14 protein-coding genes are annotated in these 19,230 nt (G+C 39.7%); 3 read left to right on the top strand and 11 right to left on the bottom strand.

Going from position 1 to position 19,230, the window contains the following annotated elements:
- Positions 1-7: 7 nt before the first annotated feature.
- From LEP1GSC203_RS00730 to LEP1GSC203_RS00715, 4 genes are all read right to left on the bottom strand, one after another.
- Entirely contained in the window at positions 8-322 is a 315-nt protein-coding gene (locus tag LEP1GSC203_RS00730; protein ID WP_002971850.1) for a hypothetical protein, read from the bottom strand.
- A gap of 7 nt (positions 323-329) precedes the next feature.
- Positions 330-1,892, bottom strand: coding sequence for an adenylate/guanylate cyclase domain-containing protein (locus LEP1GSC203_RS00725; protein WP_002971579.1), 1,563 nt, complete (start codon positions 1,890-1,892; stop codon positions 330-332).
- A 13-nt stretch (positions 1,893-1,905) separates the two neighbouring features.
- On the bottom strand, positions 1,906-3,291 hold the full coding sequence (locus LEP1GSC203_RS00720) for an MFS transporter (RefSeq protein WP_039936800.1): 1,386 nt from the start codon (positions 3,289-3,291) through the stop codon (positions 1,906-1,908).
- 80 nt (positions 3,292-3,371) lie between these two features.
- Positions 3,372-5,174 carry a SpoIIE family protein phosphatase gene (locus LEP1GSC203_RS00715; RefSeq protein ID WP_002971744.1) on the bottom strand — a complete coding sequence of 601 codons (1,803 nt, stop codon included), beginning with the start codon at positions 5,172-5,174 and terminating at the stop codon, positions 3,372-3,374.
- Between the two features lie 191 nt (positions 5,175-5,365).
- Between LEP1GSC203_RS00715 and LEP1GSC203_RS00710 the strand changes: the two genes are divergently transcribed.
- Entirely contained in the window at positions 5,366-7,051 is a 1,686-nt protein-coding gene (locus LEP1GSC203_RS00710) for a methyl-accepting chemotaxis protein (protein WP_002971661.1), read from the top strand.
- 30 nt (positions 7,052-7,081) lie between these two features.
- Positions 7,082-7,501 carry an OsmC family protein gene (locus tag LEP1GSC203_RS00705; protein WP_002971605.1) on the top strand — a complete coding sequence of 140 codons (420 nt, stop codon included), beginning with the start codon at positions 7,082-7,084 and terminating at the stop codon, positions 7,499-7,501.
- Positions 7,502-7,579: 78 nt separating this feature from the next.
- On the opposite strand, the gene LEP1GSC203_RS00700 is transcribed toward LEP1GSC203_RS00705, so the two are convergent.
- The 7 genes from LEP1GSC203_RS00700 to LEP1GSC203_RS00665 form a co-directional block, all read right to left on the bottom strand.
- On the bottom strand, positions 7,580-8,017 hold the full coding sequence (locus tag LEP1GSC203_RS00700; RefSeq protein ID WP_002971697.1) for a hypothetical protein: 438 nt from the start codon (positions 8,015-8,017) through the stop codon (positions 7,580-7,582).
- Positions 8,018-8,021: 4 nt separating this feature from the next.
- Complete coding sequence (locus LEP1GSC203_RS00695) at positions 8,022-9,287, bottom strand: acetyl-CoA acetyltransferase (RefSeq protein ID WP_002971619.1); 1,266 nt, start codon at positions 9,285-9,287, stop codon at positions 8,022-8,024.
- A 13-nt stretch (positions 9,288-9,300) separates the two neighbouring features.
- A complete protein-coding gene (locus LEP1GSC203_RS00690) occupies positions 9,301-10,611 on the bottom strand; it encodes a 3-hydroxyacyl-CoA dehydrogenase NAD-binding domain-containing protein (RefSeq protein WP_002971726.1) in 1,311 nt (436 codons plus the stop codon).
- A 444-nt stretch (positions 10,612-11,055) separates the two neighbouring features.
- Entirely contained in the window at positions 11,056-11,544 is a 489-nt protein-coding gene (locus tag LEP1GSC203_RS00680) for a DUF2721 domain-containing protein (protein ID WP_002971913.1), read from the bottom strand.
- A 57-nt stretch (positions 11,545-11,601) separates the two neighbouring features.
- Positions 11,602-12,543: a tRNA dihydrouridine synthase gene (locus tag LEP1GSC203_RS00675; RefSeq protein ID WP_002971597.1), complete on the bottom strand. Its 942-nt coding sequence runs from the start codon at positions 12,541-12,543 to the stop codon at positions 11,602-11,604.
- A gap of 14 nt (positions 12,544-12,557) precedes the next feature.
- Complete coding sequence (locus LEP1GSC203_RS00670) at positions 12,558-14,321, bottom strand: thiamine pyrophosphate-binding protein (protein ID WP_002971786.1); 1,764 nt, start codon at positions 14,319-14,321, stop codon at positions 12,558-12,560.
- 34 nt (positions 14,322-14,355) lie between these two features.
- Positions 14,356-15,969: an FAD-binding dehydrogenase gene (locus LEP1GSC203_RS00665; RefSeq protein ID WP_002971709.1), complete on the bottom strand. Its 1,614-nt coding sequence runs from the start codon at positions 15,967-15,969 to the stop codon at positions 14,356-14,358.
- A 751-nt stretch (positions 15,970-16,720) separates the two neighbouring features.
- On the opposite strand from LEP1GSC203_RS00665, the gene LEP1GSC203_RS00660 reads away from it, so the two are divergent.
- Complete coding sequence (locus LEP1GSC203_RS00660) at positions 16,721-19,225, top strand: methyl-accepting chemotaxis protein (protein WP_002971712.1); 2,505 nt, start codon at positions 16,721-16,723, stop codon at positions 19,223-19,225.
- Positions 19,226-19,230 lie beyond the last annotated feature (5 nt).

The raw sequence follows: 19,230 nt of genomic DNA, 5'->3' as shown, positions 1-19,230 counted from the left end.
ATTTGTTTTAGTAACCGAGCGGGTTTCCCACTGTGGTGCCCGTGGATCCGTAAGTGTTGGTTCCCGTTGCGGAATCAGTCATTCCGTGATAGTTTAGATTGTTCGAATTACCACTGTTAGAGGAAGATCGAGTGGAATCGGAAGAGCTAGATTGGGAAGATCCATTTTGTGTCCCATCCCCTTCTAAAAGGTCTAGGATGTCTTGTCTATTGACCAACTTAATTTCGTTACACGAAACAAACAAAAGACAAAGTGAGATGATTCCGAGGCATAACTTCATTCCTTTTCCATTTTGTACATTTTTCGAAGTGAGTTCAATCATTTTATTCTTAACCTGTGAAAGAATAAATCTTCTCTTTGGACTCTCTACCTTTTAGTTCGTATTCGCCTTCAGATTTAAGTTTGATCCGAATTTCTTCAGGCAGAAGCACTGAGGTATTTTCTGTGAGGAGAAGGTTTTTTTTGAGTCCCTTACAAAGTCCTTCCACCCTCGATGCCGTATTGACCGTATCTCCAATCACTGTAAATTCCATACGATTGGCAGAGCCGATGTTTCCCACAAGTAAACTCCCCGTATGAATCCCAATTCCCATTTTTAGCTCCGTGAGGCCTTCGGAGAGAAATTGTGCATTGAGTGCATCTAGGTTTTTTTGCATTTGGAGAGCCGTTGCAAACGCACGTTCGGCGTGGTCTGCCATGGGCATGGGAGTTCCAAACACTGCAAGGATGGCATCCCCAATGAATTTGTTGATGAACCCACCGTGGATTTCAATGGCATTACTCATTTCTTGGAAATAACGATTGAGGATGTACAATACTTCTTCAGGTTTTCGTTTTTCCGAAAGTTTTGTAAAGTCTCGGAGGTCTGAAAAAAGAATTGAGGCGTCTACAACTTTTCCACCTAAACTATGTTCATTGGATAGTAGGTAGTCACGAACTCTGGGGTCAACGATACGACCAAAGGTATCTTTCATTCTTTCTCTTTCAGCAAGGCCTTCCGCCATTTCGTTGACGGCATCACCAAGGAGACCCAATTCGTCCGAGCTAAAAATTTTGACTCTAGTATCAAACTTTTGTTCTTTGATGAGTTCTGTTGCTTTTTCAATTTGATTGAGTGGATGTTGTAAGCTAGAGGCAAACGACATTGCAAATGCAAAAGAAAAAACGAGCATGATGGCAATGACTTCAAACAAAACATCGTTATGAACAAGTTCGTGAAGATTCAGAATGTTTTGATTGGTCCTTAGTAACAAGCCAAAGATCAAAAGTACAATCGGAAAGAGAGTCGATGCGGCCCAAAAGATAAACTGTTTGGTCACAATGGAAAATTGTTTTCCATGTGCATATTTTCCAAGTCCCCCTTCCGGAAATACACAAGGAATGATGAGGAGTTTGTTTAAGTAAGTGGTTGTGGCATACGAAAAGGCAAAGGCAAAAAGACCCCAAAATGCAAATAAAATTGTAACCGTAACAATGCTTTGGTGAGGAGCATCTGGATATAAAAAGTCGATCCTAAAAATACTAAAAAAAGTAGAAAGTTCCCAACCGATAAAACCTAAAAGACTAATTGTGATGGGCGAGTGAACAATACGGTGACGGGCTCTTTCTTCAGAGATAAAGTTACAACCTTTGGTAGAAAAAAGAAATTTTGCAATCGGTAGGCTGTAAAAAAACAAGATGAGTGTGATGATAGGAAATGGAGCCCAAGTGATGATAGCGAGTGTTAGGTCACTTTTTGTTTCTGTGGCTTCAAATATTGCTAGAAACTTATCAGGCAAAAAGGCAGAGGCTGTATAGTTGGCAAATAAGAGTGTGAACAAACAGGCACAAAACGGAACAATAAAGTAAATGAGTAAAAAAGCGATGAATTGGAGGGTGCGGCCTGGTTTCATAAATAAGTCTCCCTTATACCTTGGTTCTCTTTGTATTCCGTTTCAATAAAATTCTTTGGACTTGGATGTGTTTTGTATCACTTAATGGAAAAAATAAAAAGAGAATAGAACCTAGGATAAAAAAGAAACCAACACCTGGACCAAAAATCATTGCTAGTCGAAATCCCACTTCTTGTGATTGGGTGGTAGCACCGTTTTGGAATCCAATGGCATCAAGTAAAAACCCAGTAAGTGCAATTCCAAAGGCTTGGGAAAACTTTACACCCATCTTCCAAATTCCAAAATACAATCCTTCTCTTTTTTCCCCAGTTTTGAATTCATCATAGTCCACAACGTCCGTTAAGATGGAGTCCATGATAAGGATGGATCCCGCACAGATTCCTCCGACAAAGGCGGCAATGAGAGGAGGACGTAACTCGCCATAAGGAAAGAGGGGATATACGATCACGGTTAATAGTCCAAGTCCAAACACTCCCAGAAAAGCCGGTATTTTTTTCCCAATTTTTTTTGCGATCCAAACCCAGAATCCAATGGAAAGGATTAGGACTAGAAAAAAAGGCAAAAGGATATTGATGACTACTAATGATTCTTTGAGACCAAGTCTATACTCATAATAATACAAAGCAATGGCTGAGTTGAATGTCCTTCCAATCGTTGCAATGATAAAGGCAAAAAGTAATATTAGAAACATTTTATTTTTTAAAACAGAAACAAAGGCTGTGAAAAAAGGAATCTTTTGTTCTGAATGATTTCTTACATTGTCTCTTCCTCGTGTTACAAGAAAGGTAGTGATTGAGGAAAATAAAATTACAAGGGATACAATTTCTCCAGCAACCGTTCGGGAAGTGATGATATTTTCTTTTGAAGATTCGTCACCTAAAGATTGTAATATGGCAGCAGGAACTATCATTCCTATGAGCATACCGATATTACTAAAAAACAACCTCCATCCAAAAACGGATGTCCTTTCATTTCTTTCAAAACTGAGTTCCCCTCCCAAAGCAATATGAGGGACGGAAATGATGGTCATTGCGGTGTTTACAAAAAGATACACAGTCAAAAGATACGAGAACTTTCCGAGTTGGGTCGTCAGGTGCGGTGGGGAGAAGAGGAGTAAGACGGCTAGGGAGAGTAAAACCCCACCAAGGAGAATGTAGGGCCTTCTACGGCCCCATTGTGTATGGGTGTGGTCAGAAATTCTACCCATGAGAGGGTCACTAATGGCATCCCAAAGGACTGATATGGATAAAGCAATTCCTGCTAAACTGGAATTGAGACCTACAATTTCGGTATAGTATTTTAGTAGATAAATTTGTGTAAAGAGTTGAACGGCTGTTATACCAGTTTCGGCCGATCCATATCCCATTTTAATAGGGAGTTTCAATTTAGTTTGGTTCATTCATGGACTCAAGTATTGGACGGTGGGTGAGTCTATTCCGGAGGAAGAAATTTCCGAACTTAGGTTAAATCGTTTTTTGATCACTGTTTTGATTTGGGTAAATAACAGATCCGTATTAAGGAAATATCATCAATTACTTGGCCCAGTGATTCGATTTGTTTTGTTATCGCGAGTAAATTGCCTTCTGTAGATTCAACAAGATGCAAAAAAATCTCATCATCGGAGTTAACTTCCCATTTACCATTCGCATCTAATCGTAATACATCGTCTTTTCCATCTGATCCAATAATGAGTACGTCTCCCGGTTGGAGAGGGAACTCTTTGATATTTTGAATGGGCATGGCACCTAAAGTTCCCAGTTTTCTGTAAGAGACATCTGCCTGTAAGTATTCTGCTTTTCCTTTTCTGTATAAAACGATAGGAGGATGTTCTGCATTCAGAAAATATAATTTTCCAGTGTCCTCCTCTAAAAGGCCCATGGTAAGGGAAACTAACATCGTTCCATCAAAGGCCTCAAAGATCATATGCATTTCTTGGAGATTGTATTTTAGCCAATCGTCTGGACCTAATGTTTGGTAACCTGGATCTGTTTTTGTTCTTTGGACGATGGATTGAAATACTGCTCCAAATACTAAAGCACCGCCGGCACCTTGCATCGATTTTCCCATAGCATCGGCATTCGCAAATAATAAGAACCGTCTGTTTTGTAAGACTATAGAGTGGGAGATGTTGATATCCCCTCCAATGTCATATCTTTGGTTTTTGTATTCGAATACTTTTTTTTGTCGAACCAAATGGTCAACTTCTAGTTGACTACTGTCTACATCTTTAATGGCAAGTGGATTTAGCAATTGATAGGTGAGAAAGTAATCTCCATCTTGTTGGATTTTTAGATTGCTAATGTCTCGTAAAGATTGGTTTAATTCATCAGTTCTTTGGATGACTTTTTCTTCTAACCCTTCATTCAGCGTTCTGATTTCCTCATACATTCCTTTTAATTTAGAAATTACTGAATTGAGATAAAATGCTTGTTTGGCGAAATCATCACTGGATTTGGGAGTAACTACCACATCAAAATTACCGTTTGCAAGTTCTCCTAAGGATCTACTTGTTTCGTTTAGACCTTCATTCACTGACTTGGCGACTACATAGGAACAGACTATGAGTGGGATCACGAAAATAAATGAAACAGTCACAATTGGGATCATAGGATCTTCAACTGCAAATTCTCCCATGGCAAGGGAATATAAAATATAAGAAAAAATCACAAAAGGAAGAGCCGCCAAACTAAAAAAAGCAACTAAGATCCTAGTGAAGTAATTAAATTTGGGAATGTCCTTTTCTTGGAGTTCAATGTTTTTGATTTGAGGAAGATCAAATAAACAACGAATTGAATTTTCGGAAATAAAATAATAAGTCACAAAGGAGATAGGTGCAATCATTAAAAATGTAAAAATGGCTGAGCGTGTAACGGAAGGCATATACGTTACCAAGTGAAAAAATAATAGGCTAATGGGGATGACACCAGATAACCAGCGTATTACGATAATAATTGCTTCCAATAAAGGATAACGAAATAGAAGAATTTTTACTGACCTTGCGTATTCGATTTCTTCTTTAGATAAGGAAATCATTCCTGGCGAAGGAACTTGGATCCTTTCAATTTTAGCATATACATATTTTAATAAAAGATGTCTGGCAAAGGTACCCAGAAGGCCAATTCCTGTGGCAAAAAACACACAGAGAGCAATGAAAATTTGCCAATGTGCTGGCTCCATTTTCTGAGTGATAATGGCATAATATACGGCAAAAGGAACAGGAACCGTGTGTGTAAACGCTTCGAGTTTTAGAGTTAGGTCCCAGAATAGTGTTTCTCGTTTCACGTTCTCACCTGACCCATCATTGCCAGTAATTTCATCTGTTTCTGAATCCCGTGAGAACTTATGACAAAAATAAAACAATGTCAAGCCAATGCCCACTTCGAAACAAAGAAATCGAGCTTCTGGCTTCGGTAGATTTTGGAATATTCTAATTTGTTCTTGGATGATTGGATGGATTCTGCGATAACGAATCTATGCGCAAGAATCTGCCGGTTACTGAAACGGAAATCGAATTTTTAGAAGGAACAAAGATCACCTCTAAAACAGATCTAAAGGGAATCATCACTTATGTGAATGAAGATTTTTTACGCATTAGTGGATATACTGAACAAGAGCTGCTAGGACAACCACACAACCTCATTCGTCACCCCGATATGCCAAAAGAAGCGTTCCAAGATTTATGGGACACAGTAAAGAACCAAAACTCATGGGTAGGTGTAGTCAAGAACCGTTGTAAGAATGGAGACTATTATTGGGTAGATGCAAACGTATCACCAATCTACGAAGAGGGGAAACATATTGGTTATATGTCGGTACGGACCAAGGCAACCAGAGAACAAATCCGTAATGCCGAATTACTTTATGTCAAAATGAATTCTGGGACTCGGAAACCAAAGTTAAAAGTGGGTTTGATAACGGGGTTCTCGTTGTCGTCCGTTTTTCTTACACAAACAATTGTAAGTGGGATTTTATTGTTTCTGTTTTCGTTACAATCCTATCCAAATTTTCTGAACCATACTTTGGTTTTTACTTTTGGATTCGTTTTATTCTTGCTTGTAACAGTTTTTGGTTATCTAAAAATCTCAGCTCATAAAAAATCTCTTTTGAAGATAAAAGGATATCTGGAGAAATTATATAAAGGCCATTTAAAGTTTGATGTGGTTTTAGTAAATGGTGGGGACAATGAGGAAATTCTAACACTGATTAAAAAAACTCAATTTGAATTTAGAGGAATGATTTCGCAATTGATCGGAAATGCAGAAATAGTAAAGACTCAAATCAAATCCCTTACCTATGCTGTGGAACATATCCATATCGCATTTCAAGAATTGTCTAAAGCAATGTTTTCTTTGGCAGATTCAAGCATTGTGACACGAGAAAGTTCTGAAAGTATTTTTCATCAAATGGATTCTTTGAACCAACTAATCTGTAATATCAGAAATGAATCTAATACAGTACAATTGGAATCTACTGAAGCATTCCAATTCTCCTTGGTGGGAAAAGATCGTTCCGATAAGGCGATGTCACAGTTTCTGAAGGCTAAAAACCAAATTTTCAAAACATCGGAGACCATCAAAGCGTTGGGCGAAAAAACAAAGGCCATCAGAAAAATCACAGAAACAATTACTGCCATTTCTGAAAAAACCAACTTACTTTCGTTAAACGCATCGATTGAATCTGCAAGAGCAGGTGATGCTGGAAAAGGATTTGCTGTTGTTGCTGGGGAAGTGGGAAAACTAGCGGAACAATCCAATAAATCGGCAAAGGAAATATCTTCTTTCATCTCTGAATTGACTGCAAAGATTTTACAAACAGTTGCCGATATCCAAGAGGGTCTCACTGAAGTGGAAGTGGGTTCTCTAGAATTTGAAACGGTTCAAGTTGAGATGGATAAAATTTTAAAGAATGCAGAAGAAACAAAAATTAGTGCTGAAAAAATTAATGGATCTACAAAAGGGACGGAATCAATGTCTGGAAGTGTTCTCGGAAATATGGAAAAGATTCAAACCCAACTCATCAATACCTCTGCCATCGTAGAAGAGTTGTCCGCGGCAGCCAACGAACAAAAGCAGACGATCGCTGCCATTGAAGAGTCCATAACGAATCTAGACCAAGTGGCGGACAGATTGGATTCAGTAGCTTTCCGATTTCAATTTTAATCATGTACTAGTACCGACCAGGATCAGACAATGAAAGACCCAAAACCAAAAATGAGTTTCCATGTGGAAACCACACGAGTTGATTCTCACTCAAGCAAATCTCAATGTAAATCTGCAGAGATTGTTTTGGATACGGACATGGCGGGAAATCCAAATGCATTTAACCCAGCGGAGTTATTACTCGCTGCTCTTTCGGCATGTATCATTAAGGGAGTGGAAAGGGTAACTCCCATTCTTCATTTCCAACTAAAAGGGATTCAAGTGATTGTAGATGGAATCCGTCAGGATGTTCCCCCAAAAATGGAATTCATTCGATACCAAATTATCGTGGATACAGAGGAATCGGATAACCGTCTGCATCTGTTACATGAAAATATAAAAAAATATGGAACTGTGTTTAACACCATTACACCCGGAACTGATTTGGCTGGCGAAATTCGCAGAAAATAAAAAACCCAAAGATTCCTTTGGGTTTTAGAATGAAAAGTTAACTGAAGTCTTTACTTTCAGGATTGAAATTTAATCTTTTTAATCTTCCGAATTCCAACCTACTGAATAAATCACAGCAGTCACTGTTGTAAAAATAGCATAATAAGCCACCCATACCCAAACGAGGATTGAGGGTGCAAAGTTTGTAAGAGATAGTGTCCATAACATTGGGGATACATATCCAATGATAGAAACTAAGATTCCTACTAAAAATCCACCTACTAGACCTTGCGGGAGAGAATCTTTGATTAAGGAATATAAAACTCCAAAGGATAAAGTAAAGACCAAATCGCTGAACACAGGAGCTAACCAAAAAACATCAGTTATGGGGACAAAGATTCCTTTGAAGTTTGGATCAAAGTAGAACTTTGAAAAAAACAACATCCGGAGTGGGATGGAAACCGCTTCCCAAAACGAAAAGGCTAGAAGGAACCGAACGAGTATCCGATTCCATTTTTCTGCATTCAGCGAATTCAAACTCTTACTTCCCTAAGATGAACACGAAGTTCGTAGTTGCTGATCCACCGATGTTGAGCATAAGGCCATTTTTAGCGCCTTTTACTTGGTAGTCCCCTGCCGTGTTTGTTACTTGTTTGTAAAGGTCGAGCATCATACGAACCCCAGAAGCACCCACTGGATGACCCACACCAATCAGTCCACCGGATGGGTTGATTGGTTTTTTACCACCAAAGTCAATGGTTCCATCTTCGATCGCGATGTGTTCTTTTCCAGGTTCAGAGATTCCAAACGCAGAGATAGCTGCATATTCAGATGAAGTAAAACAGTCATGGGTTTCAAACACATCAATGTTTTTTACATCTAAGTCTGCACGTTTGTATGCGTCTTTTACTGTTTGGCGAGTCCATGGAAGGATGTATTTGTCCCCAACGGATTCTAATTTTTTTGCTTCAAACGTAATTGGTGCCACACGGTGTCCCCAACCTTTGATGCGAGGAATGTCATCGAATTTGCGGCCAGTTTTTTTAGCGTATGCTTTTGTATAATCTTTGGAAGCAAGGATTGTTACTGCAGCACCATCTGTTACTTGAGAACAGTCAGTGATACAAAGTCTTCCCCCCACGGCCATATTGTTATCTCCACCACGAGCCATCGCATGTTCTTTGTTCATGAACCAAGTGCGAGTTTGTGCTTTTGGGTTACGTTTTGCGTTAGCGTAGTTGATACGAGAAATTTCAGCAAGAGCATCCATAAATCGTTCTTCTTTGAGTTCGTAACGTTCCAAGATAACGTCTGCTAGTTTACCGAATAGTTTTGGGAAAGGGAATTGAACTCCCTTTGCTTCTTTATCGTAGTAAGCAGCAGTTCCAAGAAAGTCTCCACCTACAGAAGAAGAAACTGTTTTCATCACTTCCACACCAAGAACAATCGCTAGATCGTAATCTTCGGCACGGATATGTGTGATCGCAGCATCAAGGGCAACGGATCCAGAAGCACAAGCTGCTTCGTAACGAGCCCCAGGAACTCCAAAAAGAGCAGGGTTTACTTCTGTTAAAAAAGCGCCTAAGTGACCTTGGTTGGCATACTGTTCTGCATCGAAGTTACCCACAAATACAGCCACTCGGTTTTCTTTATTCAATCGTTTGATTTCATCGTAACTAATGCCTACTTTTTCAAGAGCATCATCTAATACTTCTCGCATCATAGACATGAAGGTTTTTCCTTCTTTAGTCCAGTTACGTTGGAAGTCGGTTTGTTCTCCACCTAGTACAAATACTTTTTCACTCATATGATACTCCTAATTAACCTTTGAACAGGGACCTTGCATCCAGTTTCTCACCGAGTTCGTAAAACTTTTTGCCATCTTTGGCATCTTTTAAAAGTTTTGGGACTGGTATTTTAGACGCTTCCATTAGCTTAATTGTTTCTTTGGGGCCACCAAGAAAATCCACGAACGCAGAAGCAGGAACCCAGTTAAAACCGAAACCCATCGCACCGTCAGTGTTTTCTTTTGTATCAACCACTTCACCAACGAGAGAGAGCGAATAACTGATGTAACGTGAAATGAAGTAACGAGCAATGTCAGCTTCAAAGCCACTTGCTTTTTTTACTACATCCATCGCACCTTTGTAGTCAGACTCTTTGATTTTTTGGCGAGCTTCTTTGATAAAAGGAATATCAAATTTTGGATACGGATCGTACTCACCAGTTTTGATATTATAAACAAACTTTTCCCGTTTTCCATCAGCGTGTTTCACCACTTTTGTGAGACCACCACCGCTTTTCATTCCGAGTTTGCCTGCATCGATTAACTTTTGGAAGTAACCAGGAAGTTTGAATGTTTCGTGTGCTTCGTCTTTTGTGTTGTCGTAAATATTGTCTACGATGGCTTTGTGAACATCAAGTCCTACGAAGTCAGCAGTTGCCAATGGTCCCATAGCGCGACCAGTGTAACCAGACATGATTTCGTCGAGGAGGGCAATTCCCCCTTTGTCTGCATACTTTTCTGCAAAGTGTGCGACTTCGTTCATCAATTGGAATCCAATGCGGTTTCCAGCAAAAGCAGGAGTGTCGTTTGTATAAACGACTGCACGGCCGAGTACTTTATCTAAGTATTCACCTAACGCTTGTGTGACTTTTTTATCGTTTCCAGAGTGAGTGACTAGTTCACAAAGGATCATTTTATAAGGAGGGTTGAAAAAATGCGTTCCGTAATAGTGTTTTTGACCATCTTCATCGTAAGCTTTTGCCAAACGACCGATGGAAAGACCAGAAGACACAGTGGATACGATAGTTCCGGGACGACGAGCCTTTGCAATACGAGTATTGATCGGTTCTTTGACTTCGTAACTTTCCGCCACGAGTTCGAATACCCAATCTGACTCTGCGACAGCTTTTTCCAGATCCGCATCGTAGGAACCAGGGATCATTCGTGCGCGAATTGTATCCGTTTTTACGGATGCGACAGCGGCTTCGATACCCTGTTTAGCTTTTTCAACATCTCTAGCGAGCATATGGACTTTAGCACCACCGAAGGCGGCAATGACGCCTGCACTTCCAGAACCCATGGCTCCGTTGGCACCTAAAATCGTGACAGTTTTGATTTCTCTCATGAAGGAATTTCCGAATCTAATTTTTACTTACCGTTCTAGAAAGCCAAGGTGACAGGAAAATCGTTTTTTTTTGTCAGATTTGTTACAAAAGAGGGTCGAGGGGGTGGGGGGTGAGGGTACAATCTCCCCGCCCTGATCTGAGGGTGGGGTACTAGACCCGCCACCCAATGGTTTCCTTCTATCACAACCCGCTTTTTTGGCACGCCTCTTCCCAAAATTCCCAATTTTCTTTCGAAAAAGTTCATAGTAAGATACTTTGGGCGCCCGGGCGGGCCCTTTTGGGGTCCGCGTTCGCTCCCGTCCTCGGAGGCGTCGCCTCTTCGGACCAAGCCCTCCAGGTCCCTGGCGCAGGCCTTAAAGTAAAGATCCGAATCTCATTTCTCTCGAGAGGACTGTCTTAGATTCTTATCCTTATTTCTCTTTGGCCCCACTTACAAAAAAGGGTTACTTCACTTGCACTTCCCTTTCCAAAAATTCCGTAAACTCAATTTGTCGATTAATGAATGTTAGATTGTACCTGCTTTCATAAAAAAGTAGGGCACTTGCCAAAAACAAACAAATCCCACCTGACAAGGCCACAACGGTCGGAATCCAAGAATAGTCTTTGGCAAAGGCAAGAGTGATGGCGAGTGTCAGACTGGAAATGACAAAGAGAGAAGTTGCCAAATACAAAAAAGCCATGGAACGTTGGATGAGGACGGCGCGTTTTTTTTGCACGGAGAGTTGTTGGCGTAAATACACCATCCGTTCCTTATGAAAACTTCGTTTCCCATCAAGTAACAATTCCACTTCCGACTTCAAAAGATTCACACGATCAAAAATACGCCCCAGCCTGTTGGCCGTGGAAAAAATCAAACTAGCGCAGGCGGAAACAAGAACCGCCGGAGTGATCATACCGGAAAGGATTTCAGAATTGGAAAACGATTCAAACATAAGAAAGAGTATAGAGGACTTTGATGGTTTTTAAAGGAAAAAATTTGCTTTTAAGAGTTAGGCTGTCACGGGTTCCTTCAGATACTTAGCAAAAGCATCCAAGTTTGTGAATCTTTTTACGGATTCAAAATCCTTTTCGGCTTCTGGGTAATGGCGAGAAAGATAGTGTAACCATTGTTTGATGCGTCCTGCGCGACTTTTTGTTTCCATATCACTTTCTAAACTTTGCCAATACTGAAATAAGATATCTTTCATTTCTTCCCAAGAGAGACTTTTGTTTCTTTCGTTGCGAATCATTAAAGCAAGAGCAGGGTTCGCAACGACACCACGTCCAATCATAATGTCCTCGCAACCTGATACTTCAAGACACCTTCGGGCATCATCTGCAGTCCAAATTTCTCCATTGGCAACCACAGGAACCTTCACCGTAGAGCGGATTTTTGTAATCCATTCCCAATATGCCGGAGGTTTGTATCCGTCTGTTTTGGTTCTGGCATGGACGACAATTTCTTCGGCTCCTCCGTCTTCTAAAGCCTTGGCACAAACTAGCGCTAGTTCGGTGGAGTCAAATCCGAGTCGCATCTTTGCCGTCACAGGAATTATTTTTGGAACGGCATTACGAATCGCTTTTACAATTGCAAACATAAGATCGGGTTCTTTGAGAAGAGCAGCTCCTCCCCGGTTTCTGTTTACCGTAGGCGCAGGGCATCCAAAATTAATATCAATTCCGTAAGCTCCAAGAGAGGCCACCTTACTTGCGTTCTCTGCCATACAAATAGGATCAGAACCTAAAAGTTGTACTTTCACAGGAACTCCCGCCTTGGTTCGGCACCCATCATACAATTCGGGAACATAGCGGTAAAACCTGTGTGCAGGGAGAAGGGTATCATTCACACGAATGAATTCGCTGACACATTCATCAAATCCACCTACGCGTGTTAGTGTATCACGCAGTCGGTAATCAAGTAGTCCTTCCATGGGTGCAAGTAAGATACGCAAAGGGGATCATCAACCTATCCAGTCACTTTTCTCACCAGGGCACGGCTGATCATTCGTAATTTTGTAGAAAATGGCAGACGCTTTAGGTTCGTTCCCACAATACCTTGGGTAAATCGAGTTTTTTTACTGTAATCGATATTTACATCCAAAATCACAGGGCGACCTTCCTTCGTCAGATTCCAGGCAGTTTCTAACTTTTGTTGGATCTCGTCATTGGTTTCTATGCGCAAATATTCCGCACCTGTGGCCAGGGCAATGCCTTCAAAACGAGTGGTTCCAAGAATCGTACAGATTTTGCGATTGTATGGAACTTGTTGGGCCTGTGCAATTTGAGATAACTCACCATCATTGAAGATAGTAAAGATTGCTCCTATCTGGTTCCTACTGGCAGTAATGATCTCCATACAAGTCATTAGAAAGGCACCGTCACCGATGATTCCTACCACTGCTTTTTCAGGGTTTGCTAGTTTAGTGGCAATCGTTGCAGGCACTGCATAACCCATACAATTAAAATCAGTGGGTGAAATCATATGCCTAGGTTTGTGGATCGGCATAAGTTCTGCCGTAAGAAATGTATGGTTTCCATCATCCACTACAACAAAGCCGTCATCAGGAAGTGTAGACCGCAGTACACTAAAAAATCTCGCAGGGTTCACTCTGCCCTGACTATCATGATGGAACCATTCTTCCGTATATGCCTGTTTGTTTTTTAGAATATCCAATTTGATTTTTTTTGAATGTTCATCCCTACTTTTTTTAGTTTCCTCTAATTTAAGTTTCAATCGTTTGACAAGTTCTGGAAGTATTAATTTGGAATCTCCTGTAATTCCAACTTTGGTGGAATAATTGGCACCTAACACATCTGGATTGATGTCGATATGAATTAGATTTTTCGGTACATTGACTCCAAAGCTCGCGGTTGCAATTTCTGCAAATCGAGTACCTACGGCGAGTAAACAATCACAATCTGAGAAAGCTATTGTGGCCGCAGGAACTGCTGCCGCACCAAAACTCATTCCGCAATGTAAAGGATTGTTCCCTGGAAATGCACTTAAACCTTGTAAGGTGGTGGAAACTGGTGCACCTAAAAGTTCTGCGATTTCTATAGTGGAAGTTGTCGCATCGACCGCTCCCCAACCCAAAAACAAACCCGGTGATTTTGCTTGAACTAATAGTTCCACGGCTTCGTCTAGACTTGCAAACGGGAATGGGGAAGGTATGATTGTTTGTAACTTACAATAGTCTTTATAAGTGGGAAGATTTTCCACCGAACCAGTGTAAAGTTGAATATTCACTGGTATTTCCACAAATACAGGTCCTGGTTCTCCACTAACAGCAATTTGATAGGCTTTGTAAATCGTTTCTACTACTTCCTCTTGTGATTTGACTTTAAAAGTTTTTTTAGTAATGGGTTTGAGTAGTGCATGTTGGTCCATATCATGCAATTGGTATTTAAACTTAGAATCGCTTCTGACTCCTCCCGCAATTACGAGCATGGGAATCCCATCCAAAAAAGCTTCCCCGATCCCGCTTGCGGCATGAGTCACTCCAGCTGCGGGCACAATGAGTAAAGTCCCAATCGAGTCACTCGTGCGACTGATGGCGTCGGCCATAAAGGCACCACTACCTTCATGGGTCACTAACATTGGTATGATTGAGTCCGAACTATTTAGTTCGTCATAGATTTCGGTATTATGGACTCCTGGAATTCCAAAAGTATAACGAACACCAATTTGTTCCAGAGCATATCTTACTAACCAGGCACCTGTTTTTTTCATGTTTTATTTCCTTAGTGAATCCTTATTACTTTCGTTATACACTAGCGTTGATCGACTTTGCTGCGGCTCTTGCGGTTAAAATACAGCCAGATAAAAATGTTCCTTCCAGAGACTTAAAACCACTAGCACCACCACCACCGAATCCCGCTGCTTCTCCAATCGCATATAAACCGGCGATCGGAGCACCTAACTGATTCAATACGCGACTTTGTAAATCTGTTTGGATTCCGCCCAAACTTTTACGTGTAATCAATCGTAGTTTGATGGCAATGAGTGGTCCTGCACTGGGATCGAGAATGGGTCTTGGTTTACAGGTTCGTACTCGATCGGAACGCCAAGACCTAGCATGTTGGATCCTTCGTAACTGGTCGTCGTTCCAAAGTCCTTGTCCGCGCCGGATCACATCATCAAACTGGGTGACTTCTTGTTTTAATACTTCGTAATCAACTGAGTTGTCTCCATTTAAACGATTCATTTGATTTACAAGCTCATGTAAATCCCGGGCCACAATAAAATGATCGCTCTCTTTCTCTAACTGTCGCACTAAGCGGTGGTTGCCGAGTAATACTTCTTGCAGAAAGGAAAATAATTTTCGGTCTCGGATCATGGGATTGTGTTCCGAACCTGATACTGCCAGTTCTTTAGCAGCAATCCTCCAGTTTAACAATTGCCAGGTGTAAGGTTTGTTTAATTGCGAAATGCGGTGGCAAAGTTCATTGGTATCAAACCCAGTCACCATCGGTTCCGGTCCAATCCTTCGCCCCGAGTGGTCAAGCCACAAGGCAGATTTACAAGGAATCAAACTGAGGCCATGGGCTTCAAATTCTGGTTTGGGATGAGGAATCCCTGCCGCATAATTCCACATTTTATCCAGATGAGTGAGGTTTCCACCCTTCCGACTCACAGCCTCATGAAGTAAGCCATCAGCATACGGATGTGAACCGTTTAATATCTCCGTAGGTGGCTTTCCCCAAGGTTTATACCAGTTCTCCCTGACTTTATCTAGGCATCCAGTAATCCCACCAGTCGCTACCACTACGTGGTCGGCAAAAAAAGACAAATCTTTTTCACTCGTATTTTTCTGTTTGGCGGTGCATCCTACAATCTTCCCATTTTCTTCGACTAACTCTGTAACCTTATGTTCAAAGAGATAACTTAAACGGTCGCGGTTGGGATGATTTTTTAATAGTTCTTCAAATCGTTCCACCAAACGATGGCCAGTTCCCCAAAGTACATGATAACGGGGAACCGAGTTTCCTCTTTTGTATTGTCCTCGTTCTACCCAGTTGACGACAGGAAAAAATTTCAAATCGAGACCAAGTAACCAATGGTAAACTTGTTCTGCACTTTCATGGACATATTGTTCTGCCCACTGTTTTGGATAAACATCTGACGTTCCAAAATCGGCGAAAGAATGCCAATCATCCAAGGCAATTGCAGAATTGTCTTTAATTCCCAGTCGCCTTTGGAGTGGAGTACCAACCAATGCCATTCCACCAAATGACAATTTGGCGAGTCCGCCAAGATGTTCCTTTGTATTCCTTTCAAGGATCAAAACAGATTTGCCTTTGTTAATGCATTCGTATGCAGCCACCAAACCAGCGATACCTGCTCCAATGATAATGACATCGTATTTCTTTATTGCCACTCGGAAACCCTCCGCTCACATCTTCTGAATCAAAAAGTGCTTATTGCCTATTTGTTTAAAATGGACCACTGAACTTTGTTGGTAGTGGTGTATTTTATGCCAGAATGTACACGATAATAGTATAATTGAAACTATTGCGACTCGTTTTTTTGAAAGTTGCTAAATTCAAATATTAGAATTAATTTAATAACAAACGTGAGGTGAAAAAAAATTATAATTATAACAAGAATAGTTCTAGAAAATGAAGGCATTGGTAATTTATTTAACAACCATTAGGTTATATTTTGTGTTTATGCCAATGGTTTTTCATGGGGAAATATCGTTTGAAAGTGTATTGGTTTTTAATCATAGAGTTTTGATTTTTATAAAATTGAATTTTTATAAAACTGAGTTTAAAAAGTTATAAATGGTTTTTGATTTTTCCTAAAAGAATCTACTTCTCTTGTTTAGATCCATTATGATGTGAAAGAGAGAGGATGGTAAGTGATTGTTATCAAATCAAGATACATTAACTGAATTTTCGAATGTACGGCGAAAATTTTTGTCCCAAGGAAAATCATGATTTTAGGGGCTAAAATTGGTTCTAGCTAGACTATGATGGGGGAGGTATTTTTTTCCCAATGGCTCTAAAAAAGAATTTCCAACGTTCGAAATAAATGAATCAATCATTGATTGCTTTTCCACGTTTTTCAAAATCTTAAGACTTTGTTTCCTTCTCTATTTTATCTTTTCTTTATTTTGGAGTATTGGCATGACTATCCAGGTTAAAATCCCACAAAACACAACACTATCTATCAAAACAGATTTGAAGGGTAATATTGTCTTTGTTAACGATGATTTGGTTAAATTGAGTGAATTCGGACGAACAGAGTTACTCGGCCAATCCTTTAAAAAACTCCAACATCCCGAAACATCTGAATTGATTTATGCCAATATCTTTAAAACCCTACATTCGAATGAACCTTGGAATGGGATGTTGAAAAACCAAACTAAGTCTGGCAATTATTTTTGGGCTAATACGACCATAACTCCTTATTACGATACCGAGGGAAAAATTGTAGGCCACATGTATGTAGGGCGTGCATCTTCAGAAACTCAAATCAAAACAGGCGAGCGGTTCTATCTGAATCCAAAGATACAAGAATCGGGTTTTACTTTAAATCCTAAAAAAATACTATTTAAATTTAAAATTAAAACCAAACTCTTGTTTGTATTTGGTCTCATGGCTATCATGATGATGGTTTTGGGTATCAATCTAATTTTGATCAAAAAAGTAGAATACGAGGATGCATTCAATCGTCTCAAAGGAGCAGAATACAATTTAAGTCTTGCAAAGCTTATGCGACTAACTGCAAAACATAGGGGCCTAATGGCTCGAGTTTTAAGCGCAGATCTGACGGCAAAAGAACCTTCCTTAAAAATAGAAGAAGAACTGGAATCTTCTTTTCAAAAATTCTTAGAGTTAAATGAGGAAGAAGGAAAACATTTTCATGTCTTTGAATTATCGAAAGAAACGTATAAAGATTGGAAAAACCTTAAAGAAATAAATTCAACCTTAACACCTAAAGAAAGTTATATCGCCCATGTGAATTTAATTAAAAAAATGTTGAATGTGAATAATGAAGTAGGGGAATCTTCTGGATTGTTTTTAGATCCCGATAAAGATACTTACTTTATGATTGATGTTTCGCTTTCTAAATTACCGTATTTAGCTGAAAAACTTGGTCAACTTCGGGCAACAGGATTGGGGTATTTAGGAAAAGGAGCTAAAGCAGAAGATTCAGAAAAACTTTTGATTCAAGAAATTATGGGGGCAACTTTAGGACATTTTGAATCTATTTCTGTAAGTATTGCATTCATTACAAAGTTTAATCCCGATAGTAAAATCATTGTAGATACTTACAAACTTGCGGAGGCAGATTTTCCATCCTTACATGAACTCATTCAAAATAGAATCATCAAAGAAAAAATACCAACAGTACAACCGCTTGAGTATTACAATGCTACAACAAATTTGATCGATCAAATATTTAACGTTAACGAAATTATTTCTAAACAACTTTCGGAGAAGTTTTTAAAAAGAGCAAATTTTGCAAAATATTATGCCATAACAATCACAGTAGTTACTCTTGCCATCTTAATCTTTTTTATTGTACTTCAATACTTAATCATCCAAAGTATCATGTCAGTCATCAGAAATAGTACAAACATCATTAGTCAGATCGTCCGTGGTTCAGGCGAATTAAAAGAAAATTTAGATTACGGAATTCATGATGAAATCGGGGGACTTTTAAAATGGATGGGAGTTTTTATCTTAAATATTACTGAAATCGTATTTATTTTAAGACAAGTTTCTGGAGAATTATCTGATAAATCAAAAGAAGCTGCCAATTTAGTCCGTAACTATTCTGCAACTACACAAGACCAAGCTGCCTCTACAGAACAAACATCCGCAGCAACAGAAGAGTTGGCTGCTTCCGTTGATAATGTTTTTCTAAGTATTTCTACACAAGCAGATCATTTAAAAGAAATTGAAAAAGTTACTTCAGACTTCAAAATTGCAATGGCAGAAGTTGCCAATGCAATGTTAGGGATGACAAATCTTACAGAAGAATTTTACAAACAAGCAAATGATGGAATGTTAACTACAAAAAATACTGCCGATTCCATACACTTAGTAAATCAAAAGGCTGAATTGATTGATGAAGTTGTTGATATTATCAATGAAATATCAGATAGGACCAACTTACTTGCGCTTAACGCTGCCATAGAAGCTGCAAGGGCAGGTGATCTTGGACGTGGATTTGCTGTGGTAGCCCAGGAGATAGGAAAACTTGCGGAACAAACCGCTCACAACACTCGAAACATTCAATCGTTAACAACGGACACTAAAAATGCAATTAAGACCAGTGTTGGTCTAATGATGAACACAGAAGAAAGTTTTCGCGAGTTATTGAGTAATATTTCAAAAATCCAAGAGACTGCAAAACTTGTGAGTTCTGCTCAGGACAAACAAACTGAAGATACCAATCGTATTGTAGAATCAGTTCATAAAATCAACGAAAACTCGCTTCATATTTTAAATGCTGCATCACAGGAAAAAATCGCAGTCGAAGAAATTTCCAAATCTATCGAAACAATAGCAACGGGAACACAAGTTATCGCTGATAATTCATTAGTCCTACTGGAAACAGCAAAAGACATTGAGGTCACTGGGGAACATTTACAAACAGTCGTGGAAACTTATAAATATTAGTTTTG

The sequence above is a fragment of the Leptospira terpstrae serovar Hualin str. LT 11-33 = ATCC 700639 genome (assembly GCF_000332495.1).
Classification (GTDB): domain Bacteria; phylum Spirochaetota; class Leptospiria; order Leptospirales; family Leptospiraceae; genus Leptospira_A; species Leptospira_A terpstrae.
Note: the sequence above shows the minus strand (reverse complement) of the source record. Positions and strands in the feature narration are given on the sequence as shown.